Source organism: Pseudomonas sp. GM17 (genome assembly GCF_000282175.2).
Taxonomy (GTDB): domain Bacteria; phylum Pseudomonadota; class Gammaproteobacteria; order Pseudomonadales; family Pseudomonadaceae; genus Aquipseudomonas; species Aquipseudomonas chlororaphis.
In genome coordinates, this window is the sequence record NZ_CP124732.1 from 1,361,313 (window position 1) to 1,388,185 (window position 26,873).

Consider the following 26,873-nt stretch of genomic DNA (forward strand, 5'->3'; position numbering starts at 1 on the left):
TCCTACCTATGGCTAAAATTATCGGCATCATCGTCGTGTTCGCGAGCGTGCTCGGCGGATACGTGCTTTCTCACGGCAAGATTGCCGCCCTGATTCAGCCTTTCGAGGTCTTGATTATCGGCGGCGCCGCGCTGGGGGCGTTCCTGCAGGCGAACCCCGGCTACATGACCATGCACGTGCTCAAGAAGTCCTTGGGGATGTTCGGTTCGCGTTTTTCCCAGACCTTCTACCTGGAAGTGCTGGGCCTGATCTACGAGATCCTCAACAAGAGCCGCCGCGAAGGCATGATGGCGATCGAGGGCGATATCGAAGACGCTGCCGCCAGCCCGATTTTCGCCAAGTACCCATCCGTGCTCAAAGACGAGCGCATGACCGCGTTCATCTGTGACTACCTGCGCATCATGTCCTCCGGCAACATGGCTCCCCACGAACTGGAAGGCCTGTTCGACATGGAGCTGTTCAGCCTCAAGGAAGACCTCGAGCATCCTTCCCATGCGGTCAACGGCATCGCCGACGGCATGCCGGGTTTCGGTATCGTCGCGGCGGTACTGGGTATCGTGGTGACCATGGCGTCCCTGGGCGATGGCGACCAGAAGTCCATCGGCCTGCACGTAGGTGCGGCACTGGTCGGTACCTTCTTCGGTATTCTCGCGGCCTACGGCTTCTTCGGCCCGCTGGCCCATTCCCTGGCCCACGACGCCAAGGAAGAGCTGAACGTCTATGAAGCCATCAAGGCCTCCCTGGTGGCCTCGGCTTCCGGCATGCCGCCATCGCTGGCCGTGGAGTTCGGGCGCAAGGTCCTGTACCCGGCGCACCGTCCGAGCTTCGCCGAGCTGGAACAAGCGGTTCGCGGTCGCTAAGCCATGGAAAACAATCAGCCGATTATCATCAAGCGCGTCAAGCGCTTTGCCGGCGGGCATCACGGCGGGGCATGGAAGATCGCCTTCGCCGACTTCGCCACGGCGATGATGGCGTTCTTCCTGGTGCTGTGGCTGCTGTCCACCGCCACCCCGGAACAGAAGATCGCCATTGCCGGTTACTTCAAGGACCCGATCGGCTTCTCGGAAAGCGGCACGCCCTACATCATCGACCTGGGCGGTTCTCCCGAGCTGGCGCCGGAAAACACGCTCAACCCCGAGATCAAGTCGCAGCCGCAACCGGACAAGGTCACGGTCGACACTGATCAGGTCGAGAGCATGGCCGAGCAGGTGGAAAGAGAGCGTCTGGAGCTGTTGCTTCAAGAGCTGCAGAACAAGGTCGAAGAAAACCCGCAATTGCAGAAGTTCAAGGACCAGATCCTGTTCGAGATCACTCCGGACGGCCTGCGTATCCAGATCATCGATTCGGAAAACCGGCCGATGTTCGACTCCGGCAGTGCGCGCCTGAAGCCGTATTTCGAGGACATCCTGCTGGCCATGGCCGACACCATCAAGGCGGTGCCGAACAAGATCAGCATCAGCGGTCACACCGATGCCAAGCCTTACTCGGGCACCGGCGATTTCGGCAACTGGGAGCTTTCGGCCAACCGTGCCAACGCCGCGCGTCGGGCGCTGGTGGCGGGCAGCTATCCGGACGGCCAGGTGGCTCGTGTGGTGGGGTATGCCTCGTCGTCGCTGTTCGATCGCAAGGACCCGTTCAACCCGATCAACCGGCGTATCGACATCGTGGTGCTGACCAAGAAGGCCCAGCGCGCGATCGAAGGTGAAGTCGCTCCCGAGGCCTCGGCACCAACCCAGGGCCAGGGTGCCCCGGGCGAAGTGCCGGTCGACCCGAATGCGTTGCCGCCGGAGCAGGAGCCACTGCCGGCCCATGAGCTGCGCGAGCGCCTGAATATCTTCGACGATGCCGCACCGAAGACCGAAGGCGCGGCTGCACCCGCAGCTACGCCTCCAGCCGCGCGGTGATTGGTAACGGTGGGCTCTGTATAAAGAGTGCTCGATAAAAAAGGCCGCGATCATCGCGGCCTTTTTTGTTTCGGCGTGGTGCTACCTATTAATAGCTGCTGTCCGGCAGGCTGGCGATGATCGAGCGATAGCTGTTCATCCGCTGCTGCTGGATCCGGCCGTCTTCCAGGGCCTTGAGCAGGGCGCAGCCCGGTTCGCGGTCATGCTTGCAGTCGCGGAAACGGCAGGTGCCCAGCAGGTCGTTGAACTCGATGAAGCCTGCTTCGACATCGGCGCGGCTGACGTGGCCCAGGCCGAATTCGCGAATCCCCGGGGAGTCGATCAGTTCGCCACCGCCCGGGAAGTGGAACAGGCGCGCGGTGGTGGTGGTGTGGGTGCCCTGGCCGGACAGCTCCGACAAAGGCCCGACACGGGTTTCGACTTCCGGCAGCAGGCTGTTCACCAGAGACGACTTGCCCACGCCCGACTGGCCGACGAACACGCTGATCCGTCCGTCCAGCTGCGCTTGCAGCTGTTCCATGCCGTCGCCGTGGTGCGCCGAGACTTCCAGCACTGGGTAGCCCAGTTGCCGATAGACCGCCAGCAAGGCGTTCAGGGCGGGGGCATTCTGCTCGTCGATCAGGTCGAACTTGTTGAGCAGCAGCAGCGGACGGATGCCGGCATGTTCGGCGGCGACCAGGTAGCGGTCGATCAGGTTGGCATGGGGCTCGGGCAGCGGGGCGAAGACGATCACGATCATGTCGACGTTGGCGGCCACCGGCTTGAGCTGGCCGCGGCTGTCGGGACGGCACAGCTCGGTGTGGCGCGGCAGTTGCGCGACGATCACACCGATGCCCTGGTTGCCCGGACGCCAGACCACCTGATCGCCGGTCACCAGCGCCGGCAGGTTGGCCCGCAAGTGGCAGCGGAACACCTGGCCGGCCAGTTCGCCCTCGCGCGCCTCGACCTCGACCTGCACACCGAAGTGGGCGATCACCAGGCCGGTCTGTTCGGGGCCGAGATCGCCGCCTTCCAGTGCTTCCACGGCAGAGGATTCACGTTTGGCGGCGCGGGCGGCGCGTTCGCCTTGAATCTTTTCGATGCGCCAGTTTTGGCGACGATTGAGCTGGCGTTTGGCCATTGGTGTTCCGTGTCGATAATGCGGCGGTTAGGTAAAACGGCCGCGAGTTTAGCACGCCGGCAGGTCCCTCTAGGCTAAACTGCGCAACTACGCCGAGGAGCCCACACATGCAAAACCCGCAGAATCTGATCTGGATCGATCTGGAAATGACCGGTCTGAACCCTGATACCGACGTCATCATCGAGATGGCGACCATCGTCACCGATAGCAATCTCAATACCTTGGCTGAAGGTCCGGTCATTGCCATCCACCAGAGCGATGAAATTCTCGCCGGCATGGATGAGTGGAACACCCGCCAGCACGGCGGCTCGGGGCTGACCCAGCGCGTGCGTGAAAGCCGCATCAGCATGGCTGAAGCGGAAGCGCAGACCATCGCCTTCCTGGAGCAGTGGGTGCCCAAGGGCAAGTCGCCGATTTGTGGCAACAGCATCTGCCAGGATCGCCGCTTCCTGTATCGCCATATGAAGGCGCTGGAAAGCTACTTCCACTACCGCAACCTTGATGTTTCCACCCTCAAGGAACTGGCCGCCCGCTGGGCGCCGGACGTGCGCGACAGCTTCAAGAAAGGCAGCACCCACCTGGCCCTGGACGACATCCGCGAGTCGATCGCCGAGCTGCAGCATTACCGCAAGCATTTCATCAAGCTCTGATGGTGCGGTGGCGTCTGTTCTGACGTCATCGCGGGCAAGCCTCGCTCCTACGGGTTCGCGCAAGGCTTGCTCGCGATAGATCGCTCCAGGGGCTCCAGCAATTCCAGCCGGCGCCCCCTTTTGGTGCCGGCAGCAACTGAGTAGACTGCGCGCCTTCCTGTAAGGACCGCCATCATGCTGCTGATGCTTTACCTGATTGCCATTACCGCCGAAGCCATGACTGGCGCCTTGTCTGCCGGTCGTCGCGGCATGGACTGGTTCGGGGTGGTGTTGATCGCCTGCGTCACGGCCCTGGGTGGCGGTTCGGTGCGTGACGTGCTGCTGGGGCATTACCCGCTGACCTGGGTCAAGCACCCGGAGTACCTGGTGTTGACCTCGGTCGCGGCCCTGGTGACGATCTTCATCGCGCCCTTGATGCGCCACTTGCGTTCGCTGTTCCTGGTGCTCGACGCCGTGGGGCTGGTGGCGTTCACCCTGATCGGTTGCATGACCGCCCTGGAAATGGGCCATGGCATGGTGGTGGCTTCGGTCAGCGGGGTGATTACCGGGGTGTTCGGTGGCATCCTGCGGGACATCTTCTGCAACGATATTCCGCTGATCTTCCGGCGTGAGTTGTATGCCAGCGTCTCGTTCGCCGCGGCCTGGTGCTACATGCTCTGCATCTATCTGCAATTGCCCGGCGAGCAGTCGATCCTCATCACCCTGTTCGGCGGTTTCCTACTGCGCCTGCTGGCGATCCGTTTCCACTGGGAAATGCCCAAGTTCGTCTACAACGACGAGCAATGACGGCTGGCGTGCTGCTTCAGCGCCCATTCCACGTGTTCGCGCACCAGTTCTGATGGGTAATCCCGCCGGGCTTTCAGGGCTTCCAGCACCGGAATGCTCGACGGCGCGTTACCCAGCCCCACCGCCAGGTTGCGTAGCCAGCGCTCATAGCCGGCGCGGCGCAGCGGCGAGCCTTCGGTGCTGCTGAGAAACTTGTCCTCGTCCCACATGAACAGCTCGGCCAGCTCGGCATTGTCGAGGTTGTGGCGTGGCTTGAAGTCGCCTTCACCGGAAGGGCGGGCGAAGCGGTTCCACGGGCAGACGATCTGGCAATCGTCGCAGCCGAACACCCGGTTGCCGATCAGCGGGCGCAGATCCTCGGGAATGGCGTTTTTCAGTTCGATGGTCAGGTACGAAATGCAGCGCCGGGCGTCCAGTACATAAGGGCCGACGAAGGCCTTGGTCGGGCAGATGTCCAGGCATGCCGTGCAGCGGCCGCAATGCTCGGTGGCGTGTGGCTCGTCCACCGGCAAGGGCAGGTCGACGAACAGTTCGCTGAGGAAGAAATAGCTGCCGGCCTTGCGGTTGAGTACCAGGGTGTTCTTGCCGATCCAGCCGAGCCCGGCTTGTTCGGCGATGGCTTTTTCCAGCACCGGGGCGCTGTCGACGAAGGCGCGATAGCCGAACGGGCCGATTTCCTTCTGGATGCGCTCGGCCAATTGCTGCACGCGCTTGCGGATCAGCTTGTGATAGTCGCGGCCCAGGGCGTAGCGCGAGACATAGGCCTTTTCCGGCTGGGCCAGGCGCTGCGCCATCTGGGTGTCGCCGGGCAGGTAATCCATGCGCAGGGACACCACGCGCAGGGTGCCGGGCACCAGTTCATCCGGATGGGAGCGTTTGCTGCCGTGGGCGCCCATGTAGTCCATTTCGCCGTGGTAGCCCGCCTCGAGCCAGCGCTCCAGGTGCTGCTCATGCTCGGCCAGGTCCAGGCCGCTGATGCCGACTTGCTGAAAGCCCAGCTCGCGGCCCCAATCCTTGATCGATTGGGCGAGGGCGGGCAGATCGGTGGTAATGGCAGGCATGAGGCGAGAGAAACCGGGGCTGAGGTGCGTATAATTCTGCCAGACATCGGAGCCCGAAGACGCATGCCGCAGACAAAACACCCTTTACCCGACATTCAGCCGTTGACGACCGACACGCTGCCGCGGCTGGCTGCCCGTTCGCCAAGCGCCCATAAAGGCCAGTTCGGGCACCTGTTGCTGATCGGCGGCGATCGCGGTTTTGGCGGCGCGGCGCTGCTCTGCGCCGAGAGCGCCCTGCGCAGCGGTGCCGGGATGGTTTCTCTGGCGACCCGCAGCGAGCACGTTGCGGCCGCTCTGGTGCGGGTCCCGGAGGTCATGGCCCTGGGCACCGACTCGGCCAACCAGTTGATGGGCTTGCTGGAGCAGGTCTCGATTATCGTGGCGGGACCCGGGCTGGGGCAGGCGGCCTGGGGGCGCAGCCTTTTATCTGCCGCCGCCAATGCGCCGCGGCCCCAGGTCTGGGATGCCGATGCGCTCAATCTGCTGGCCAAAGGCGGTTTGACCTTGCCGCCAGGCAGCGTGATCACCCCGCACCCGGGGGAGGCCGCACGGCTGCTGGGGATTTCCGTCGCGCAGGTGCAGGCGGATCGCCCGGCCGCCGCGCGGGCACTGAGCAAAAAATACACAGCTGTCGCCATCCTGAAGGGCGCCGGAAGTCTGGTGGCCAGCCCTGATGGCCACCTGGCCCGTTGCGACCGGGGGCATCCGGCCATGGCCACGGCGGGGCTGGGGGATGTGCTGGCCGGTCTGGTCGGGGCGCTGTTGGCCCAGGGGATGCCGGCGTTCGATAGCGCTTGCCTGGCGGTCTGGTTGCATGCTGTCGCGGGCGAGCATCAAGGTAAATTGGGCCGGGGGCTGGCGGCCAGCGATCTGATCCCGGTCATTCGTCAGTTGCTGGAGGAGCAATCATCGTGTCTGAAATAACCCTGTATCTGGCAGACGAAGACGCCATGATCGCCTTTGGTGCGCGCCTGGCGCAGGTCACTCAAGGGGTGGGTGTGGTCTTTCTGGAAGGCGATCTGGGGGCGGGGAAAACCACATTGTCCCGGGGTCTTATCCGTGGCCTGGGGCATGCCGGCGCGGTGAAAAGCCCGACCTTTACCCTGGTCGAGCCTTACGAGGTCGGCGATGTGCGGGCCTTCCACTTCGATCTTTATCGCCTGGTCGATCCGGAAGAGCTGGAGTTTCTCGGCATCCGCGATTATCTCGAGGGCGATGCACTGTGTCTGATCGAGTGGCCCCAGCGTGGTGCGGGCTTTTTGCCAAAGCCGGACCTGACCATTACCATTAGCCCGCATAACAGCGGGCGTTCCCTGCATTTGTTGTCGCAAGGCTCGCGTGGCGAGGCCTGGTGTGCCGCTTTGGCGTTGGAATTCAAATAATTGATGGGGTTAGGTATGCGCATTCGCGCGTTGGTTGCTGTCGTAGGACTGTTGCTTACGGCATTGGCCGTCGACGCTCTGGCCGCTACACAGGTCCGCAGCGTTCGCCTGTGGCGGGCACCGGATAACACTCGACTGGTATTTGACCTGTCCGGGCCGGTCCAGCACAGCGTCTTCACCCTGACGGCCCCTGATCGTCTGGTGATCGATATTAACGGTGCGACCCTCGGCGGGCCGCTGAATGTCTCCACGGCGAATACGCCGATTACCGCCATGCGTTCGGCCCAGCGCACGCCTACCGACCTGCGGGTGGTCATCGACCTGAAAAAGGCCGTCACCCCCAAGAGTTTTACCCTGACGCCCAATGCTCAGTACGGCAATCGCCTGGTGGTCGACCTGTTCGACAACCCGGCCGACGCGGCGCCGACTCCGCCACCCGCGCCGAATGTCGCGACCGTGCCGGCGGTCCCGGTAACGCCGACCAAGCCTGAGATCAAGCTGCCACCGGCCCCGGCCGGCAAGCGCGATATCGTCGTGGTCATCGATGCCGGTCACGGTGGCGAGGACCCGGGTGCCTCCGGCTCGCGCGGCCAGCATGAGAAAGACGTGGTGCTGGCCATCGCCCGCGAACTGCAGCGCCAGATCAACGGCCTCAAGGGCTTCCGCGCCGAGCTGACCCGTACCGGCGACTACTTCATCCCGCTGCGCGGCCGCACCGAGATCGCCCGCAAGAAAGGCGCCGACCTGTTCGTCTCGATCCACGCCGACGCGGCACCGTCCCGTGCGGCCTTCGGGGCCTCAGTGTTCGCGCTCTCCGACCGTGGCGCCACGTCCGAGACGGCCCGCTGGCTGGCGGACAGCGAAAACCGTTCCGACCTGATCGGCGGGGCCGGCAACGTCAGCCTCGATGACAAGGACCGGATGCTCGCCGGCGTACTGCTGGACTTGTCCATGACGGCCTCGCTGACTTCCAGTCTCAACGTCGGCCAGAAAGTGCTCAGCAACATCGGCCGGGTCACCCCGCTGCACAAGCAGCGCGTCGAACAGGCCGGGTTCATGGTGCTCAAGTCTCCGGACATTCCGTCGATCCTGGTGGAAACCGGCTTTATCTCCAATGCCAACGAAGCGTCCAAGCTGGCCACTGTCAGTCACCAGCAGGCATTGGCGCGCTCCATCAGCAGCGGTGTGCGGCAGTTCTTCCAGCAGAATCCACCGCCGGGCACCTACATCGCCTGGCTGCGTGATTCCGGGAAGATTGCCCAGGGACCTCGCGATCACCGCGTGAGCCCGGGGGAAACCCTGGCGATGATCGCCGTGCGTTATCAGGTTTCCGCCGCCACCCTGCGCAGCGCCAACAACCTGAGCAGCGATGAGCTGAAAATCGGTCAGACCCTCACCATCCCGGGTACAGAACTGGCGGCCAAGGAATGAATGACGCAGTCATCAGCAGCGCCCGCATCGAGCTGCTCAGCCCGCGACTGGCGAACCAGATTGCCGCCGGTGAGGTGGTCGAACGTCCTGCCTCGGTGATCAAGGAATTGCTGGAGAACAGCCTGGACTCCGGGGCCAAGCGCATCGATGTGGATGTCGAGCAGGCGGGTGTCAAGCTGCTGCGGGTACGCGATGACGGCAGCGGCATCTCCGCGGACGATCTGCCGCTGGCCCTGGCGCGCCACGCCACCAGCAAGATTCGCAACCTTGAGGACCTGGAGCAGGTCATGAGCCTGGGCTTTCGTGGAGAGGCACTGGCTTCCATCAGCTCGGTCGCGCGCTTGACCCTGACTTCCCGTACCCGCGACGCCGATCAGGCCTGGCAGGTGGAAACCGAAGGCCGCGACATGGCCCCGCGCGTGCAGCCGGCGGCCCATCCGGTCGGTACCTCGGTGGAAGTCCGCGACCTGTTCTTCAATACCCCGGCCCGGCGCAAGTTTCTCAAGGCCGAGAAAACCGAGTTCGATCACCTGCAGGAAGTGATCAAGCGCCTGGCCCTGGCGCGTTTCGACGTGGCTTTTCACCTGCGTCATAACGGTAAAAGCGTTCTCAGCCTGCATGAAGCCAACGATGATGTGGCGCGTGCGCGGCGTGTAGCGGCGGTATGCGGTTCGGGCTTTCTCGAGCAGGCGCTGCCGATCGAGGTCGAACGTAATGGCCTGCATCTGTGGGGCTGGGTAGGCTTGCCGACCTTTTCCCGCAGCCAGGCGGACCTGCAGTATTTCTACGTCAACGGCCGCGCGGTGCGCGACAAGCTGGTGGCCCATGCGGTGCGCCAGGCTTACCGCGACGTGCTGTTCAACGGTCGGCATCCGACCTTTGTGCTGTTCTTCGAGGTCGACCCGGCGGTGGTCGACGTCAACGTGCACCCGACCAAGCACGAAGTGCGCTTTCGCGACGGACGCATGGTCCACGACTTCCTGTATGGCACCCTGCATCGCGCCTTGGGCGATGTCCGGCCGGAAGACCATCTGGCGGCGCCGGCCGCGGTCGCCGGTATTGTGCGGCCGAGCGGGATCGAGGCCGGCGAGTTCGGCCCCCAGGGCGAAATGCGCCTGGCGGCGAACATGACGCTGGAGCAGCCGCAGGCCCAGCCGGCGTTCAATCCGCCGGGGACTGGCTCGGGCGCGGGTTATCAGTATCAGTACACGCCGCGTCCGCAGCCAGTGCTGCCGGCGGCCGAGGCGCAAAGCGCCTATCGTGAGTTCTTCGCGCCACTGCCGGAATCCGGCGCAGCGTCCTTGCCGGATGCCCAGGGCGATATCCCGCCGCTGGGCTATGCGCTGGCGCAGCTCAAAGGCATCTATATCCTCGCGGAAAACGCCCAGGGCCTGGTGCTGGTGGACATGCACGCGGCCCACGAGCGGATCATGTACGAGCGCCTGAAGGTGGCGATGGCCAGCGAAGGCCTGAGTGGCCAGCCGCTGCTGGTGCCGGAGTCGATCGCTGTCAGCCAGCGCGAAGCGGATTGTGCCGAGGAGCATGTCAGCTGGTTCCAGCGCCTGGGCTTCGAGTTGCAGCGCCTGGGCCCGGAATCGCTGGCGATCCGGCAGATTCCAGCCTTGCTCAAGCAGGCGGAAGCCAATCGCCTGGTGCATGACGTCCTGGCCGACCTGATGGAGTACGGCACCAGCGACCGTATCCAGGCGCACCTCAACGAGTTGCTGGGTACCATGGCCTGCCACGGTGCGATCCGTGCCAATCGCCGCCTGGCCCTGCCGGAAATGAACGGCTTGTTGCGCGACATGGAAAACACCGAGCGCAGCGGTCAATGCAACCATGGCCGACCGACCTGGACCCAGTTGGGCCTGGACGATCTGGACAAACTCTTCTTGCGCGGTCGTTGATGAGTCAGCTTCCTCCAGCGATCTTCCTGATGGGCCCGACTGCCGCTGGCAAGACCGACCTGGCCATCGAGCTCACCAAGGTTCTGCCTTGCGAACTGATCAGCGTCGATTCGGCGCTGGTCTACCGTGGCATGGACATAGGCACCGCCAAGCCATCCAAGGAAGTCCTGGCCGAGTTTCCACACCGTCTGATCGATATTCTCGACCCGGCCGAGAGCTATTCGGCGGCGGATTTCCGCACCGATGCGCTGGCCGCCATGGCCGATATCACCGCGCGCGGCAAGATTCCGCTGCTGGTGGGCGGCACGATGCTCTATTACAAGGCTTTGCTCGAAGGCCTGGCAGACATGCCGCCGGCCGACCCACAGGTTCGTGCGGAGCTGGAAGAAGAGGCCGCACGCCTTGGCTGGCAAGCCTTGCATGACCAGCTGGCGATAATCGACCCCGAATCGGCGGCGCGGATTCATCCCAATGATCCGCAGCGCCTGACCCGGGCGCTGGAAGTCTATCGGGTCAGCGGCCTGAGCATGACCGCCCACAGACTGCGACAATCTGCGCAAAGTACTGAAGCAGCCGCTTCGGGACGGGGACAATTGCCCTATACTGTCGCGAACTTGGCCATTGCCCCGGCAAACCGTCAGGTACTGCATGAGCGTATTGCACAAAGATTCACAATTATGTTGGAACAGGGATTCGTCGACGAGGTCGTAGCTCTGCGTTCTAGAAGTGACCTGCATGCCGGGTTGCCGTCTATACGTGCTGTAGGCTACCGACAGGTCTGGGATCATCTGGATGGCAAGCTGACATTCGCCGAGATGCAGGAGCGCGGCATCATTGCCACGCGCCAATTGGCGAAGCGCCAGTTCACCTGGTTACGCAGCTGGGCTGATTTACACTGGCTGGACAGCCTGGATTGCGACAATCTGCCACGCGCCTTGAAATACCTGGGAACGGTCTCCATATTGAGCTGAGTCCTTGCAATTGCCGTCTATCCTTGGGGGTGGGGCGGTTTTAGCCATCTGTTTTCCGATTTTTTATTATTGATCCTTAAAGGAGTGCGGCACATGTCAAAAGGGCATTCGCTACAAGACCCTTACTTGAATACTTTACGTAAAGAGAAAGTTGGGGTTTCCATCTATCTGGTCAACGGGATCAAGCTGCAAGGTACGATCGAGTCTTTCGACCAGTTCGTCATCCTGCTGAAGAACACCGTCAGCCAAATGGTTTACAAGCACGCTATCTCGACAGTGGTGCCGGTTCGTCCAATTCGCCTGCCTAGCGCATCCGAATCCGAACAGGGTGACGCTGAGCCAGGTAACGCCTGATAGGAGTCTCCTTTGTTCTTTGAGCGCCACGGTGGTGGTGAACGTGCAATTCTCGTTCACTTGGATGGTCAGGACCCTGAGGCGCGCGAAGATCCGCAGGAGTTTCAGGAGTTGGCAATATCGGCCGGCGCCGAGACCGTCGCGTTTGTTAACGTGCCGCGTCATCGGCCAACCGCCAAGTACCTGGTTGGCAGCGGCAAGGTCGAAGAATTACGCGACCTGGTCAAAGCCGAACAGGTCGACCTGGTGATTTTCAATCACATCCTCACACCCAGTCAGGAACGTAACCTCGAACGTGCTTTCGAGTGTCGCGTGATTGACCGCACGGGTCTGATTCTCGATATTTTCGCCCAGCGCGCCCGCACTCACGAAGGCAAGCTCCAGGTAGAACTGGCCCAGCTTGAATATATGAGTACCCGTCTGGTTCGTGGCTGGACTCACCTTGAGCGGCAGAAGGGCGGTATCGGCCTGCGTGGTCCGGGCGAAACCCAGCTCGAGACCGACCGGCGTCTTCTGCGGGTTCGCCTGCGGCAGATCAAGGCCCGGCTGGAGAAGGTCCGCAGCCAGCGTGAGCAGGCTCGTCGCGGGCGCAAGCGTGCCGACATTCCTTCGGTATCGTTGGTGGGCTACACCAACGCCGGCAAGTCCACCTTGTTCAACTCCGTGACCGAGTCCGATGTGTTTGCGGCCAACCAACTGTTCGCCACCCTCGATCCGACCTTGCGCCGGCTCGAACTGGACGATCTTGGTCCGGTCGTGTTGGCCGACACCGTGGGGTTCATTCGTCATCTGCCACACAAACTGGTCGAGGCGTTTCGGGCTACGCTCGAAGAGTCAAGCAACTCCGACCTGTTGTTGCATGTGATCGATGCTCATGAGCCGGAGCGTATGGCTCAGATCGAACAGGTCATGGTGGTGCTTGGCGAGATCGGGGCCCAGGACTTGCCGATACTGGAGGTCTATAACAAACTCGATTTGCTCGAGGGGGTAGACCCGCAGATCCAGCGTGATGCCGACGGCAAGCCGCAGCGGGTCTGGTTGTCGGCTCGTGAAGGGCAAGGGCTGGACCTGCTCAAGCAGGCCATTGCCGAGTTGCTCGGCGAGGATTTGTTTGTAGGCACCTTGCGCTTGCCGCAGCGTTTTGCTCGACTGCGAGCGCAGTTCTTCGAGTTGGGCGCAGTGCAGAAAGAAGATCACGACGAGGAAGGTGTCAGCCTGCTGGCTGTCCGCTTGCCGCGAGTCGAGCTGAATCGACTGGTAAGCCGCGAAGGCATGCAGCCGCTGGAGTTCATCGAGCAACACACTTTGCAATAAAAGCCTGAGAAAGCGGTTGTGCCGCTGTAGCAGGCATTCTGTAGCATTGGTCGGCGCGCCGTGGGTGCGTCTTTGCTTTATCAGATGGAGAGCGCTATGGCTTGGAATGAGCCGGGTGGCAACTCGAATAATCAGGATCCTTGGGGTGGTAAGCGCCGCAACAATGGCGACCGCAAGGGGCCACCGGATCTCGACGAGGCCTTCCGCAAGCTGCAGGAAAGCCTGAATGGGTTGTTCGGTGGTGGCAAGAAACGTGGTGACGATGGTGGCAGTTCCGGCAAGGGCGGCGGTCTCGGCCTGCTCGGTATCGGTCTGGTCGTGCTGGCGGCCGTGTGGCTGTACAGCGCGGTGTATGTCGTGGACGAGCAGGAGCAGGCCGTGGTGCTGCGCTTCGGCAAGTACTACGAAACCGTCGGCCCGGGCCTGAACATCTACTTCCCGCCGATCGACCGCAAGTACATGGAAAACGTCACGCGCGAGCGTGCCTATACCAAGCAGGGTCAAATGCTGACTGAAGACGAGAACATCGTCGAAGTGCCGCTGACCGTGCAGTACAAGATCAGCAACCTGCAGGACTTCGTGCTGAACGTCGATCAGCCGGAAATCAGCCTGCAGCACGCCACCGACAGTGCGCTGCGCCACGTAGTGGGTTCCACCGCGATGGACCAGGTGCTGACCGAAGGTCGTGAGTTGATGGCCAGCGAAATCAAGGAGCGTCTGCAACGCTTCCTCGATACCTATCGCACCGGTATCACCGTTACCCAGGTGAACGTACAGAGCGCAGCGGCACCGCGTGAAGTGCAGGAAGCCTTCGATGACGTGATCCGCGCCCGTGAAGACGAGCAGCGTTCGCGCAACCAGGCTGAAACCTACGCCAACGGCGTCGTGCCGGAAGCCCGTGGTCAGGCCCAGCGCATCATCGAGGATGCCAACGGTTACCGTGGCGAAGTGGTTTCCCGCGCCAAGGGTGAGGCCGATCGCTTCACCAAGTTGGTGGCCGAATACCGCAAGGCACCTGAAGTGACCCGTGAGCGTCTGTACCTGGACACCATGCAGGAAGTCTTCAGCAATACCAGCAAGGTTCTCGTGACTGGCAACAAGAACGGCCAGAGCAATCTGCTGTACCTGCCGCTGGACAAAATGGTCGAAAGTGGCCGCAGCACCAGTGCTCCGGTGACCGGCGCGGCAGCCAGCAGCAACGAAGCGAATGCGCGTGCGGCAGCTGATCTGCAGCAACAGCAAGCGCGTACCAGGGAGAGTCGCTGATGAGCAATAAATCGCTGATCGCCCTTATCGTTGGCGTCGTCGTGGCGATCGCTGCCTGGAACTGCTTCTACATCGTCGCTCAGACCGAGCGCGCGGTGTTGCTGCAGTTCGGTCGTGTGGTCCAGGCTGACGTCCAGCCGGGCCTGCATGTGAAAGTGCCCTATGTGAACCAGGTGCGTAAGTTCGACGCTCGCCTGATGACCCTGGATGCACCGACCCAGCGTTTCCTGACGCTGGAAAAGAAAGCCGTGATGGTCGATGCCTATGCCAAATGGCGCGTGAAGGATGCGGAGCGTTTCTATACCGCGACTTCCGGCCTCAAGCAGATCGCCGACGAGCGTCTTTCCCGTCGTCTGGAGTCGGGCCTGCGTGACCAGTTCGGCAAGCGCACCCTGCACGAAGTGGTTTCCGGTGAGCGTGATGCGCTGATGGCGGACATTACGGCTTCGCTCAACAAGATGGCCGAGAAAGAACTGGGCATCGAAGTGGTCGATGTCCGGGTCAAGACCATCGACTTGCCGAAGGAAGTGAACCGCAGTGTCTTCGAGCGTATGAGCACCGAGCGTGAGCGTGAAGCGCGTGAGCATCGCGCCAAGGGTAACGAGCTGGCGGAAGGTATTCGTGCCGACGCCGATCGTCAGCGCCGTGTACTGCTGGCCGAAGCCTATCGTGAGTCGGAAGAGATTCGCGGTGATGGTGACGCCCAGGCTGCAGCCATTTACTCCAAGGCCTACGGTCAGGACCAGGAATTCTACGGTTTCTACCGTAGCCTGCGTGCCTATCGTGAAAGCTTCGCGAACAAATCCGACGTCATGGTCCTGGACCCAAGCAGCGACTTTTTCCGTTACCTGGAAAAGGCCAAGCCTTGATGCGACGTTGACCTGAATCGCCCCGCCCGGCGGCTAAAGTGTCTGGCGGGGTGATCCTTTGGGAAAACGAGTGTATGATGCGGCAGCCGGGAAATTCCCGGCTTTTTTGCGTCTGCACGTTTGATTGTGGTTGTTGGTGCAAGACGGCGAGTTGAACGACTCGACAGTTTTTTTCGAGGAAAGTGAGTGGCGAAGCCGGTTTCAGGCTTTTCGCCCCGTCGCCCATGCGCGTGGTTTGCACATGGGCCGATCATTTTCTGCTTCACTCAAGGCCCGCCCATAGGCTGGCCGCCTGGATCACAGGGGAATGGCGTAATGGCAACGGTAGACCGCTGGCTGCTGCCAGATGGCATCGAAGAAGTACTGCCACCTGAGGCGGCGCGCATTGAAGTTGCGCGTCGCCAGGTGTTGGATCTGTTCCAGAGCTGGGGTTACGAGTTCGTCGTGACCCCTCATATCGAGTACCTGGAATCCTTGCTGACTGGCGCGGGCCAGGACCTCGATCTGCGTACCTTCAAGGTCATCGACCCGCAATCGGGCCGGCAGATGGGTTTCCGCGCCGACATTACGCCGCAGGTGGCTCGTATCGATGCGCATACCCTGCGTCGCGAAGGTCCGAGCCGCCTGTGTTACGCCGGTAGTGTGCTGCATGCGCAGCCGCGTGCCTTGTCGTCCTCGCGCAGCCCGATCCAGCTGGGTGCCGAGTTGTATGGCGATGCGAGCCCGAGCAGCGACGTGGAAGTCATCAGCCTGATGCTGGCGATGCTGCAACTGGCCGATGTGCCGGATGTGCACATGGATCTGGGGCATGTCGGTATCTACCGTGGCCTGGCCCGCGCGGCCGGTCTCTCCGGCGAAGTGGAACAGCAGTTGTTCGATGCCCTGCAACGCAAGGCCATCGATGAAGTCATTACCTTGACCGAAGGCCTGCCGGCCGACCTGTCCGGCATGCTGCGGGCGCTGGTCGACCTGTGCGGCGGCCGTGAAGTACTGGCTGCAGCCCGCGAACGCCTGGCCAATGCGCCGGCGCCGGTGCTGGCGGCCCTGGACGACTTGTTGGCGATTGCCGAGCGTCTTTCCGTGCGTTTCCCTGAATTGCCGCTGTACTTCGACCTGGGCGAGTTGCGTGGCTACCACTACCACACCGGTGTGGTATTCGCGGTGTTCGTGCCGGGCGTTGGCCAGTCCATTGCCCAGGGCGGTCGTTACGACGACATCGGCGCCGACTTCGGTCGCGCCCGTCCGGCAACCGGCTTCTCTACCGATTTGAAAACCCTGGTGACCCTGGGGCGTGCTGAGATCGAGCTACCGTCTGGCGGTATCTGGATGCCGGACAGTACGGATACAGCCCTCTGGCAGCAGGTTTGCCAGTTGCGCAGTGAGGGTCAGCGCGTGGTTCAGGCCTTGCCTGGACAACCATTGGCCGCCGCCCGTGAAGCGGACTGCGACCGGCAATTGATTCAGCAGAACGGGCTTTGGCAAGTATTGCCGCTGGCTTCTTGAGTTTTCCCGCCGGCCGTTGCCGGCACCAAGTTTGCGCGAATGAGGACAAGTGTTATGGGTAAGAATGTCGTAGTCCTGGGCACCCAGTGGGGTGATGAGGGCAAAGGCAAGATCGTTGATCTGCTGACCGAACATGCTGCCGCCGTAGTGCGCTACCAAGGTGGCCACAACGCTGGCCACACCCTGGTGATCGACGGCGAGAAAACCGTCTTGCACCTGATCCCTTCGGGTGTGCTGCGCGAAGGCGTTCAGTGCCTGATCGGCAACGGCGTGGTGGTTGCGCCGGACGCCTTGCTGCGTGAAATCGTCAAGCTGGAAGAGAAAGGCGTACCGGTGCGTGAGCGCCTGCGTATCAGCCCATCCTGCCCGCTGATCCTGTCCTACCACGTAGCGCTGGACCAGGCGCGTGAAAAGGCCCGCGGCGAGCAGAAGATCGGTACCACCGGTCGCGGCATCGGCCCGGCTTACGAAGACAAGGTCGCTCGTCGCGGCCTGCGTATCGGCGACCTGTTCCACCGCGAGCGTTTCGCCGCGAAGCTGGGCGAGTTGCTGGACTACCACAACTTCGTACTGGTCAATTACTACAAAGAGCCGGCCATCGACTTCCAGAAGACGCTCGACGAGTGCATGGAATACGCCGAGCTGCTCAAGCCGATGATGCTGGACGTGACCGCTGAACTGCACCAACTGCGTCGCGCGGGCAAGGACATCATGTTCGAAGGTGCCCAGGGCTCGCTGCTGGACATCGACCACGGTACCTATCCGTACGTCACCAGCTCCAACACCACTGCCGGCGGCATCGCCACCGGTTCGGGCGTTGGCCCGATGTACCTGGATTACATCCTCGGTATCACCAAGGCTTACACCACTCGTGTAGGTTCGGGGCCGTTCCCGACCGAACTGTTCGATGACGTGGGCGCTTTCCTGGCCAAGCGTGGCCATGAGTTCGGTGCAACCACCGGCCGTGCCCGCCGTTGCGGCTGGTTCGATGCCGTCATCCTGCGTCGCGCCATCGACGTCAACAGCATCTCGGGCCTGTGCCTGACCAAGCTGGACGTACTGGACGGCCTGGAAACCATCAACATCTGCGTGGGCTACAAAAACCAGGATGGCGCAGTCATCGACGCACCAACCGACGCTGACAGCTATATCGGCCTGGAGCCGGTATACGAGCAGATGCCAGGCTGGAGCGAGTCGACCCTGGGGGCCAAGACCCTGGAAGAGCTGCCGGCCGCTGCCCGTGCCTACATCAAGCGTATCGAAGAGCTGGTCGGCGCGCCGATCGACATTATTTCGACAGGCCCGGACCGCAACGAGACCATCGTTCTGCGTCACCCGTTTGCTTGATAAGCTGTTGATGTAAAAAACAAAGGCCCCTTCATAGGGGCCTTTGTCGTTTCTGCCTGCCGAGCGGCACGACCCTTGCTGTGATTTGCTCTTCCAGAGTGCCATCAATTTGATGGCGTTGAAGTAGAGGGATTTCCTGTGTCGGCCGTTCTCTCACTGTTACAAAGCCGTTTGTTGCGGCCTGTGTTCGTTACCCTTGGTATCGCCCTTTTGGTGCAGGTGCTGGTTGCCGTTGCCCTGACCCGGAGCACGGTAACGGCGCTGGAGGCGGATCTGGCCGCTCGTCTGGGCGTCGATAGCCAGAAGCTGTCCGGCGAACTGGAGCAGGCGGCTCGTGAGGTCACCTCGAGCCTGGAAAGCCTTTCCAGCAACACCCGGCAACGCTTGACCGCCGGGCTCTCCTCGCGCCTGGAAGAGGAGCAGGCGCAATTGCGCGCGACGCTGGAGAAGGATCTCAAGGATTCAGCCAACGATATGGCCCAGTTGCTCGCTTCGGTGGCCCCGCGCGCCATGTGGGACAGCGACGTTCCGACCCTCTCCGAGTTCGCCCGGCGCGCCCAGCGCAATCCCAACGTGCTGTTCGTGGTGTACGACGATGCCAATGGCGAGCACCTGACCCGCTATCTGAACCGGGAAAACCCGATCAACAAGGCGCTGCTGGAAAAGGGCAAGGGCGAGCGTGCCCTGGACAAGGTGCTGGACGCGGCCAAGAACGATCCATCGGTCTACTACCTGGAAGCCTCCATCAGTCCTAACGGCGTGGAGATCGGCAAGGTGCTGATGGGGGTTTCCACGGCGTCGGTCGAGGCGGATGTGGCGGCGCTGGACAAGCGTTTCGAGGCCTTGATCGCCAGCAGCGATCAGCTGGTCGGCGATAGCCTCAAGGGCGCTTCGGCGGACAGTTCGGCGACCATGCGTGCGCGCCTGCAGTCGGCGCAGACCACCGCTTCGGACATGCAGGTCAACACCGCGGGTACCGTGCAGGACGCGGCGGCCACCCTGCGCTGGCGCATCGGCATGGGCCTGGCGCTGGTCGGCTGCGGGGTCTTGCTGTTGCTGGCGGTGGTGCTGGGGCGGCGAGTGGTCAGCAAGCTGCATCTGCTGATCGCCGCGCTAAACGATCTGGCCGCCGGTGAGGGTGATCTGACCAAGCGGGTCCAGCTCAACAGCAATGATGAGATCGGCGACATGGCCTCGGCGGTCAATCGTTTTGTCGACAAGTTGCAGCCGATCGTGCGTGAGGCCGGCGATGTGGCGCAGCGTACTGGCGTCGAAATCGGCGCGATGAGCCTGCGTAATGCTGGGGCGGACGCCGCGGCCGAGGCCCAGCGTGACGAGGTGGCGGAGAGTTTGCGGGCGCTGTCGCAGATGGCTGACGAAGCCCAGGCGGAAAGCCAGGCGATGCAGGCGGCCTTGCAGCAGGTGGTGGAGATCCGTCAGGCGACCGACGAAAACACTCGGACCTCGGCCCAGGTGGGCGGTCTGATCGAGGCACTGGCGGGGCAGGTCGACACGGGGGCCAAGGTCATCGAACGCCTGGCGCAGCAGAGCGAACAGATCGAGGTGGTGTTGACGGTGATTCATGGGATTGCCGAGCAGACCAACCTGCTGGCCTTGAATGCGGCCATTGAAGCGGCGCGGGCCGGGGAAACCGGGCGCGGCTTTGCGGTGGTAGCCGATGAGGTCAGGGCGCTGGCGAGCAAGACGCAAAGCTCTACCGGCGATATCCAGGCGCATATCGGTGCGCTGCAGCAGGGCGCGCGCGAGGCGGTGGCGGCGATCGGCCAGGCTGGAAGGCAGGCCAGCGAAGGGTTGCTGGTGTTGCGCGACAGTGCGCGGTTGCAACAAACGGTGCAGTCGTCGGTGGAGCAGGTGCACGCGGCGATTGGCCTGGCGACCCAGGCGGCTGCCCATCAGGCTCAGGGCGCGCAAGCGGTGCGCGGTAGGGTCGAGACCATTCATGCCCAGGCTGAGCGGGCAGCTCAGGCTGTGGTGGAGACCACGGCTAGCGGCAAGGTACTGGATAGCCTGGCAGCCCAATTGAAGGCCAGCCTGGGGCAGTTCCGGGCTTGAGTGTTCACGAGGCTTGAATGCTCGGGGCGGGGCTCCTACAGAAAGCTTTCTGTAGGAGTGGGCTCAGCGGCTCAGATACATCCGTGTCGTCAGCAGATAGACCGGTAGTCCCGATACCAAGATCAACAGCGCCGCATAAGGCGCTGCGGCGGCAAACTCCACATTCGCCGTGTGCGCCCAGACTTCCGTTGCCAGTGTATTCAGTCCGGTCGGGCTGAGTAGCAGGGTGGCCGTCAGCTCCTTCATGGCATCGAGGAATACCAAGGCAAAGGCGGCGCCCAAAGCCGGAAAAATGATCGGCAGGGTCACGCGGCAGAAGGCCGTGAATGAGGAGGCGCCCAGGGTGCGGGCGGCTTCCTCGAGTTGCGGCGCCGCCTTGTTCAGGGCGGTGCGGATCGGTGCCTGCGCCAGGGGCAGGAACAGCAGGGCGTAGGCGATCAGCAACAGGGCTGAGGTCTGATACAGCGCTGGCACGTAGTGCAGGGCAAAGAACACCAGCGTCAGGGCGATCACCAAGCCTGGCAGGGCGTGCAGCAGGTAAGGCAGGCGTTCGGCCCAGAGTGCCAGGCGGCCCTTGTGGCGCACCACCAGCAGTCCGACCGGTACCGCCAGCACCAGGCACAGCGCCGCGCCACCCAACGATAGCGCCAGGGAGGAGAGTAGGGCTTCGCTGATGGCGGCCACCGGGAAAGCGGCCGATGAGCCGATGGCCAGCCAGTACGCCAGCATGCCCAGCGGAATGCCGCTGCCGATCAGGGTCAGCAGCGCGCAGTACAGTTGTCCGCCAATTGCCCACTTGCCGAGGCGCACCTGCTCGGCATGTCGCGCCGCGCCCTGGCCGGTTCGTACATGGCGGCCTTTGCCGCGAACCCGCAACTCCAGCCACAGCAGGGCCAGGCACAGCGCTAGCAGCACGGCGGAAAGCATCGCCGCGTTGGCATTGCTGAACTCCAGTTCGAACTGTTGGTAGATCGCGGTGGTGAAGGTTTGCAGGCCGATAATCGACAGTGCACCGAACTCCACCAGCATGTGCAGGGCGATCAGTAGCGAGCCGGCCAGCAATGAGGGCCAGAGCAGGGGCAGGGTGATCCGGAAGAAAACGCCCCAGCGATTCTGCCCGAGGGTGCGGGCCGATTCCTCCAGGGAGGGGTCGAGATTGCGCAGGGTAGCCGCCACAGGCAGGAATACCAGCGGGTACTTGGACAGGCTCATGACCAGGATGGCCCCGCCCAGGCCTTCGAAGCTGGCGCTGAGGGAGACCCAGGTGAAGCTGCTGACAAAGGCCGGTACGGCAAAGGGCAGGCACAAGATCACGCCCCAGAGGCGTCGCCCCGGCAAGTCGCTGCGTTCCAGCAGCCAGGCCAGGGACAGGCCGACGATAGCGCAGGTAACGGTCACGCCAATGAGCAGTAGCAGGGTGTTGCGCAGCAGGCCGAATACATAGGGGCGCCACAGCAGGTGCAGGGCTTCGGCCCAGCCAGCTTGCCAGGCCTTGAGCCCGACATAGAGCAATGGCAGCAGGCTGAGCCCGACCAGCAACAGAACCGGTAGCAGCAGCCAGATCGATGGCCCCTTGCGCCTCGGTATGCAGTTCGTGCGCGAGGCGGGGGCGGGCAGCGATCGGCTCATCAGTTCAGGCCGACTTCGCGTTCCAGTTCCAGGGCTTCTTCGGCGTTGCCGAGGTCGGCCGGGGTGACTTTCGGCGCTTGCAGTTCACTGAACGGCTTGAGGTCTCGATCCGACTCCAGGCCTTTGCGCAGCGGATATTCTGCGGTGGTCTGGGTGATTACGCGCTGGCCTTCTTCGCTGGCCATATAAGCGAGGAATTGCTGGGCTTCTTTGGGGTGTTTGCTGGACTTGAGTACCGCGGCGCTGGATACGGTGATTAATCCGCCGGCATCGCCGCCGGTGAAATAGTGCAGCTTCGAGTCAAGCTGGCCTTTCTCCCGTTGCAGGGCGAACCAGTAGTAGTTGTTCACCAGCACGGTGGCGACTTCGCCGTTTTCCACGGCCTTCAAGGCCACCATATTATTGCTGTAGGTCTTGCCGAAAGCGCGCAGGCCGGTCAGCCATTCTTCGGCGGCGTCCATCCCGTGCAGCTTGATGATTGCCACGGCCTGTTCCTGAAATGCACCGCTGGTGGGGACGAAGCCTACCTTGCCTTGCCATTGTGGCTGGGAGAACTCCATCACTGATGCAGGCAGGTCTTTTTCGTCGATCAGCTTCGGGTTGAACGCTACCACGCGAACTCGGGCGGTAATGCCGATCCAGGTGCCGTTACCGGCGACGTAGTCCTTGGGCAGGACTTCAAGGGTCGCAGCGTCGGTCTTGGCCAGCAGGCCTTGCTCGCCGAGTTTGTTCAGGGGCGGCGATTCTTCGGTGTAGATCACGTCGGCGGGGGAGCGCTCGCCTTCTTCCACGATCTGGCTGGCGAGCTGGTTGCTGCTGCCCTTGCGTACATTGACGTGAATGCCGGTCTTGGCCTCGAAAGCCTTGGCGATGGCGTCGCCGACTTCCTTGTGCTGGCCGTTGTACAGCGTCAGGGAAACCGGATCGGCTGCTTGAGTGAATGGAGATGCCAGGGCCAGGCCCAGCAAAGTGATGGTCAAGCCACGCAGAAGGGATGTTGGAAGGGGGATGTTTCTAAACATCATTCGCAGGGTTCCTCACTGTGGTGCCGCAAAAACTTGTAACAATCATAAACGATATTGTTTCTCATGTGCGGCTTGGCGGGCTGGATAGTCCTGGAGGAGGGGCGCTTGGGCGGGGGAAATGATTGTTGTGGGCTAGAAACGCAAAAACCCGCTTTCGCGGGTTTTTGTGAGGCTTCACAGCTATGCTGTGAAACTTGAATGTGGTGCCCAGAAGAAGACTCGAACTTCCACGGCCTTGCGGCCACCAGCACCTGAAGCTGGCGTGTCTACCAATTTCACCATCTGGGCAGTATCAGCAGCGTTGCCGCTGTTGATGGGGCGAACTATACGGAGCGCCTTTGAATCTGTAAAGCCCTGTTTTGACTTAGATTCAATAAATCAAACACTTAGAATGCAAAAACCCGCTTTCGCGGGTTTTTGGAGGAGCCTGAAGATTCAAGCGATCTACAGCTCTGAATTGGTGCCCAGAAGAAGACTCGAACTTCCACGGCCTTGCGGCCACCAGCACCTGAAGCTGGCGTGTCTACCAATTTCACCATCTGGGCAGTATCGGCAACGTCTCCGTCGTCGATGGCGCGCACTATACGGACCACCTTTTGAGCTGTAAACCCCTGATCTTGAAAATATTGAAAAAAATTCGCCGACGGCTTTTGCAGGATGGTTCTGAAGCCTCTAAAGGACTTTTCGGAGCCTGTCTTAGCCTGAAATTTCCCGTTTCAATACGCGTATGCCAAACTAACCCGCATATAGACAAGGTGAAATTTATCTAATGGCCGATTGGCAGTCCCTCGATCCCGAGGCCGCTCGTGAAGCGGAAAAATATGAAAACCCTATCCCTAGCCGCGAACTGATCCTTCAGCACCTTGCTGATCGGGGTTCGCCTGCTAACCGCGAACAGTTGGTCGAAGAGTTTGGTCTGACCACAGAAGACCAGATCGAAGCCCTGCGCCGCCGCCTGCGCGCCATGGAGCGCGATGCCCAACTGATCTACACCCGTCGCGGCACTTATGCGCCGGTGGACAAGCTCGACCTGATCCTCGGCCGCATCAGCGGTCACCGTGACGGCTTCGGCTTCCTGGTTCCCGATGACGGCAGCGACGACCTGTTCATGAGCCCGGCGCAGATGCGCCTGGTGTTCGATGGCGACCGTGCACTGGCCCGGGTTTCCGGTCTGGATCGCCGCGGTCGCCGCGAAGGCATGATCGTCGAAGTAGTGTCCCGTGCCCACGAGAGCATCGTCGGCCGTTATTTCGAAGAAGGCGGAATCGGTTTTGTGGTGGCGGACAACCCGAAGATCCAGCAGGAAGTGCTGGTGACCCCGGGTCGCAATGCCGGCGCCAAGATCGGCCAGTTCGTCGAGGTGAAGATCACCCACTGGCCGACTCCGCGCTTCCAGCCGCAAGGCGACGTGGTCGAGGTCGTGGGCAACTACATGGCCCCGGGCATGGAAATCGATGTTGCCTTGCGCACCTACGATATTCCTCACGTCTGGCCCGAGGCGGTGCTGAAGGAAGCCGGCAAGCTCAAGCCGGAAGTCGAAGAGAAGGACAAAGAGAAGCGCATCGACCTGCGTGATCTGCCGTTCGTCACCATCGACGGCGAAGACGCTCGCGACTTCGACGATGCGGTCTATTGCGAAGCCAAGCCTGGCAAGCTGCGCCTGTTCGGCGGTGGCTGGAAGCTGTACGTGGCGATTGCCGACGTTTCCAGTTACGTGAAGATCGGTTCGGCGCTGGATGCCGAGGCTCAGGTGCGCGGCAACTCGGTGTATTTCCCCGAGCGCGTGGTGCCGATGCTGCCGGAACAGCTGTCCAACGGCCTGTGCTCGCTGAACCCGAAAGTCGATCGTCTGGCCATGGTGTGCGAGATGACCATCTCCAAATCCGGCGAGATGACCGACTATCAGTTCTACGAGGCGGTGATCCATTCCAAGGCGCGTCTGACCTACAACAAGGTCAGCACTATCCTCGAGCAGCCGAAAACCAGTGAGGCTAAGCAGCTGCGTGGCGAATACGCCGATGTCGTGCCGCACCTCAAGCAGCTTTATGCGCTGTACAAGGTTCTGCTCGGTGCCCGTCATACCCGTGGCGCCATCGACTTCGAGACCCAGGAAACCCGGATCATCTTCGGCTCCGAGCGCAAGATCGCCGAAATTCGTCCGACTACCCGTAACGATGCGCACAAGCTGATCGAGGAATGCATGCTGGCGGCCAACGTGGCCACTGCCGAATTCCTCAAGAAGCACGAAATCCCCGCGCTCTATCGCGTTCACGACGGTCCGCCGCCAGAGCGCCTGGAAAAACTGCGCGCCTTCCTCGGCGAGCTAGGCCTGTCCCTGCATAAAGGCAAGGACGGTCCGACGCCGAAGGACTACCAGGCCCTGCTGGAAAGCATCAAGGATCGTCCGGACTTCCATCTGATCCAGACCGTGATGCTGCGCTCCTTGAGTCAGGCGGTGTACAGCGCTGACAATCAGGGCCACTTCGGCCTGAACTACGAAGCCTATACCCACTTCACCTCGCCGATTCGCCGTTACCCGGACCTGCTGACGCACCGGGCGATTCGCAGTGTCATCCACTCCAAGCAGAACACGCCTCATGTGCGTCGTGCCGGTGCGATGAGCATTCCGAAGGCGCGCATCTATCCCTACGACGAGGCGATTCTCGAGCAGCTTGGCGAGCAGTGCTCGATGAGCGAGCGGCGTGCCGACGAAGCGACCCGCGACGTGGTGAACTGGCTCAAGTGCGAATACATGAAAGACCGCGTGGGCGAGGCGTTCCCGGGCGTGATCACTGCTGTGACCGGTTTTGGCCTGTTCGTCGAACTGACCGATATCTATGTCGAAGGTCTGGTGCATGTCACGGCGCTGCCGGGCGACTACTACCACTTCGATCCCGTGCATCACCGCCTCGCCGGTGAGCGTACCGGCCGCAGCTTCCGCCTGGGTGACAGCGTGGAAGTGCGGGTCATGCGCGTCGATCTGGACGAGCGCAAGATCGACTTCGAGATGGCGGAAAAAACCATCAGCGCACCGATCGGTCGCAAAAAGCGTGGCGCTGTCGATGCGCCTCCGGCCAAGACGGCTGCCGAGCCTGCCCCAGCCAAGGCCGGGCGTCGTGGTCCGGCCAAGGAGAAGCCGGTCGAGGCCTACCGCTCCAGCGATGCGGCGGCGAAAAACGCCGAAGTGCGCAAGAGTCGTGAGATGAAGCAGGCGCTGCTGGCCGAAGCCAAAAGCGGCGGTAAAGCGGCGTCTGGGGGAAAGTCCGGAAAGCCGGCGTCCAGCAAGCCGAGCAAACATCGTAAAGGTCCGCCGAAAGCGGGCGCAGGTCCTGCGGCGAAAAGCGGCGGGGCGCGTAAACCCAAGGCCAAGTCATGAGTCAGTTGGAAAAGATCTACGGCGTGCACGCTGTAGAAGCATTGCTGCGTCACCACCCCAAGCGCGTCAAGCAGATCTGGCTGGCCGAAGGCCGTAGCGATCCGCGTGTACAGGTGTTGGTGGACCTGGCCGGGCAGAATCGCGTGGCGGTCGGTCAGGCCGAGCGTCGCGAAATGGACGCCTGGGTCGAAGGCGTTCACCAGGGCGTCGTGGCTGAAGTGAGTCCAAGCCAGGTCTGGGGCGAAGCGATGCTCGATGAGTTGCTCGACCGTACCGAGGGCGCGCCGCTGCTGCTCGTGCTGGACGGCGTGACCGACCCGCATAACCTTGGCGCCTGCCTGCGCACTGCCGATGCGGCCGGTGCACTGGCGGTGTTGGTGCCGAAAGATAAATCGGCGACCCTGACCCCGACCGTGCGTAAAGTGGCATGCGGCGCCGCGGAAGTGATTCCGCTGGTGGCCGTGACCAACCTGGCGCGCACCCTGGAAAAGCTCCAGCAGCGCGGCCTGTGGGTTGTCGGCACAGCTGGCGAAGCCGAGCAGGAACTGTATGACCAGGACCTGACCGGGCCGACCATCCTGATCATGGGCGCCGAAGGCAAGGGTATGCGTCGCCTCACCCGCGAGCATTGCGATTTCCTGGTGCGCCTGCCGATGGCCGGTAGCGTCAGCAGTCTCAACGTTTCGGTGGCTACCGGCGTATGCCTGTTCGAAGCCACGCGCCAGCGTGCGGCCAAGGCCAAGGCTGCCGCCAAAAAAGCCTGATCCAATCTATCGGTAGGAGCGAGCTTGCTCGCGATGCGGTGTGTCAGATGTGCCGCTATCGCGAGCAAGCTCGCTCCTACAGGTTTATGGGTCGGCACTGATTGTTCAAATAATCACCAATTGCCTTGCGCCGCTGTTCCC

General features: G+C 62.2%; 22 protein-coding genes and 2 tRNA genes. 18 read left to right on the forward strand and 6 right to left on the reverse strand.

What is annotated here, in order from left to right:
- Positions 1–8 precede the first annotated feature (8 nt).
- Positions 9–860 (forward strand): flagellar motor stator protein MotA, encoded by an 852-nt coding sequence (motA, locus tag PMI20_RS06070; protein ID WP_007921402.1) that lies wholly within the window; start codon positions 9–11, stop codon positions 858–860.
- A gap of 3 nt (positions 861–863) precedes the next feature.
- Positions 864–1,904, forward strand: coding sequence for a flagellar motor protein MotB (gene motB, locus PMI20_RS06075; RefSeq protein WP_007921401.1), 1,041 nt, complete (start codon positions 864–866; stop codon positions 1,902–1,904).
- 88 nt (positions 1,905–1,992) lie between these two features.
- Here the strand turns inward: motB and rsgA are convergent, their stop codons facing one another.
- Positions 1,993–3,024, reverse strand: coding sequence for a small ribosomal subunit biogenesis GTPase RsgA (rsgA, locus tag PMI20_RS06080; protein ID WP_007921400.1), 1,032 nt, complete (start codon positions 3,022–3,024; stop codon positions 1,993–1,995).
- A gap of 107 nt (positions 3,025–3,131) precedes the next feature.
- On the opposite strand from rsgA, the gene orn reads away from it, so the two are divergent.
- Both orn and PMI20_RS06090 read left to right on the forward strand, forming a co-directional pair.
- A complete protein-coding gene (orn, locus tag PMI20_RS06085; protein WP_007921399.1) occupies positions 3,132–3,674 on the forward strand; it encodes an oligoribonuclease in 543 nt (180 codons plus the stop codon).
- Between the two features lie 171 nt (positions 3,675–3,845).
- The gene (locus tag PMI20_RS06090; RefSeq protein ID WP_169915460.1) at positions 3,846–4,460 is read left to right on the forward strand and encodes a trimeric intracellular cation channel family protein; all 615 of its coding nucleotides are present in this window, start codon (positions 3,846–3,848) and stop codon (positions 4,458–4,460) included.
- On the opposite strand, the gene queG is transcribed toward PMI20_RS06090, so the two are convergent.
- Positions 4,442–5,521, reverse strand: coding sequence for a tRNA epoxyqueuosine(34) reductase QueG (queG, locus tag PMI20_RS06095; protein ID WP_007921396.1), 1,080 nt, complete (start codon positions 5,519–5,521; stop codon positions 4,442–4,444). The two genes, PMI20_RS06090 and queG, sit on opposite strands and share 19 nt — an antisense overlap.
- Positions 5,522–5,584: 63 nt before the next feature.
- On the opposite strand from queG, the gene PMI20_RS06100 reads away from it, so the two are divergent.
- The 12 genes from PMI20_RS06100 to PMI20_RS06155 all read left to right on the forward strand — a co-directional run bounded on the left by PMI20_RS06100 (position 5,585) and on the right by PMI20_RS06155 (position 19,938).
- Positions 5,585–6,445 carry an NAD(P)H-hydrate dehydratase gene (locus PMI20_RS06100; protein WP_007921393.1) on the forward strand — a complete coding sequence of 287 codons (861 nt, stop codon included), beginning with the start codon at positions 5,585–5,587 and terminating at the stop codon, positions 6,443–6,445.
- Entirely contained in the window at positions 6,433–6,903 is a 471-nt protein-coding gene (tsaE, locus tag PMI20_RS06105) for a tRNA (adenosine(37)-N6)-threonylcarbamoyltransferase complex ATPase subunit type 1 TsaE (RefSeq protein WP_007921389.1), read from the forward strand. Before PMI20_RS06100 ends, tsaE begins: the two co-directional genes overlap by 13 nt.
- 3 nt (positions 6,904–6,906) lie before the next feature.
- On the forward strand, positions 6,907–8,334 hold the full coding sequence (locus tag PMI20_RS06110) for an N-acetylmuramoyl-L-alanine amidase (RefSeq protein ID WP_202949036.1): 1,428 nt from the start codon (positions 6,907–6,909) through the stop codon (positions 8,332–8,334).
- Positions 8,331–10,241 carry a DNA mismatch repair endonuclease MutL gene (mutL, locus tag PMI20_RS06115; RefSeq protein ID WP_007921383.1) on the forward strand — a complete coding sequence of 637 codons (1,911 nt, stop codon included), beginning with the start codon at positions 8,331–8,333 and terminating at the stop codon, positions 10,239–10,241. Before PMI20_RS06110 ends, mutL begins: the two co-directional genes overlap by 4 nt.
- The gene (gene miaA, locus PMI20_RS06120) at positions 10,241–11,212 is read left to right on the forward strand and encodes a tRNA (adenosine(37)-N6)-dimethylallyltransferase MiaA (protein ID WP_007921382.1); all 972 of its coding nucleotides are present in this window, start codon (positions 10,241–10,243) and stop codon (positions 11,210–11,212) included. The genes mutL and miaA overlap by 1 nt, the downstream gene beginning before the upstream one ends.
- Positions 11,213–11,305: 93 nt before the next feature.
- Entirely contained in the window at positions 11,306–11,566 is a 261-nt protein-coding gene (gene hfq / locus PMI20_RS06125) for an RNA chaperone Hfq (RefSeq protein WP_007921378.1), read from the forward strand.
- A 12-nt stretch (positions 11,567–11,578) separates the two neighbouring features.
- Positions 11,579–12,880 carry a ribosome rescue GTPase HflX gene (gene hflX, locus PMI20_RS06130; RefSeq protein ID WP_007921372.1) on the forward strand — a complete coding sequence of 434 codons (1,302 nt, stop codon included), beginning with the start codon at positions 11,579–11,581 and terminating at the stop codon, positions 12,878–12,880.
- A gap of 96 nt (positions 12,881–12,976) precedes the next feature.
- Positions 12,977–14,146 carry an FtsH protease activity modulator HflK gene (hflK, locus tag PMI20_RS06135; protein WP_007921369.1) on the forward strand — a complete coding sequence of 390 codons (1,170 nt, stop codon included), beginning with the start codon at positions 12,977–12,979 and terminating at the stop codon, positions 14,144–14,146.
- Positions 14,146–15,015, forward strand: coding sequence for a protease modulator HflC (hflC, locus tag PMI20_RS06140; protein ID WP_007921367.1), 870 nt, complete (start codon positions 14,146–14,148; stop codon positions 15,013–15,015). The genes hflK and hflC overlap by 1 nt, the downstream gene beginning before the upstream one ends.
- A gap of 315 nt (positions 15,016–15,330) precedes the next feature.
- Positions 15,331–16,518: an ATP phosphoribosyltransferase regulatory subunit gene (locus tag PMI20_RS06145; RefSeq protein ID WP_007921364.1), complete on the forward strand. Its 1,188-nt coding sequence runs from the start codon at positions 15,331–15,333 to the stop codon at positions 16,516–16,518.
- Positions 16,519–16,572: 54 nt separating this feature from the next.
- Positions 16,573–17,865 (forward strand): adenylosuccinate synthase, encoded by a 1,293-nt coding sequence (locus PMI20_RS06150; protein WP_009041907.1) that lies wholly within the window; start codon positions 16,573–16,575, stop codon positions 17,863–17,865.
- A 138-nt stretch (positions 17,866–18,003) separates the two neighbouring features.
- On the forward strand, positions 18,004–19,938 hold the full coding sequence (locus tag PMI20_RS06155; protein ID WP_007921469.1) for a methyl-accepting chemotaxis protein: 1,935 nt from the start codon (positions 18,004–18,006) through the stop codon (positions 19,936–19,938).
- Between the two features lie 63 nt (positions 19,939–20,001).
- Here PMI20_RS06155 and PMI20_RS06160 read toward each other — a convergent pair whose 3' ends face one another.
- The 4 genes from PMI20_RS06160 to PMI20_RS06175 all read right to left on the reverse strand — a co-directional run bounded on the left by PMI20_RS06160 (position 20,002) and on the right by PMI20_RS06175 (position 23,137).
- Positions 20,002–21,567, reverse strand: coding sequence for an ABC transporter permease (locus tag PMI20_RS06160; RefSeq protein WP_007921471.1), 1,566 nt, complete (start codon positions 21,565–21,567; stop codon positions 20,002–20,004).
- The gene (locus PMI20_RS06165; RefSeq protein ID WP_007921475.1) at positions 21,567–22,592 is read right to left on the reverse strand and encodes an extracellular solute-binding protein; all 1,026 of its coding nucleotides are present in this window, start codon (positions 22,590–22,592) and stop codon (positions 21,567–21,569) included. Before PMI20_RS06165 ends, PMI20_RS06160 begins: the two co-directional genes overlap by 1 nt.
- 201 nt (positions 22,593–22,793) lie before the next feature.
- Positions 22,794–22,880, reverse strand: a tRNA-Leu gene (locus PMI20_RS06170).
- A gap of 170 nt (positions 22,881–23,050) precedes the next feature.
- A tRNA-Leu gene (locus PMI20_RS06175) sits at positions 23,051–23,137 on the reverse strand.
- Between the two features lie 224 nt (positions 23,138–23,361).
- On the opposite strand from PMI20_RS06175, the gene rnr reads away from it, so the two are divergent.
- On the forward strand, positions 23,362–25,968 hold the full coding sequence (rnr, locus tag PMI20_RS06180) for a ribonuclease R (protein ID WP_007921477.1): 2,607 nt from the start codon (positions 23,362–23,364) through the stop codon (positions 25,966–25,968).
- On the forward strand, positions 25,965–26,732 hold the full coding sequence (gene rlmB, locus PMI20_RS06185; protein WP_007921480.1) for a 23S rRNA (guanosine(2251)-2'-O)-methyltransferase RlmB: 768 nt from the start codon (positions 25,965–25,967) through the stop codon (positions 26,730–26,732). Before rnr ends, rlmB begins: the two co-directional genes overlap by 4 nt.
- Positions 26,733–26,873 lie beyond the last annotated feature (141 nt).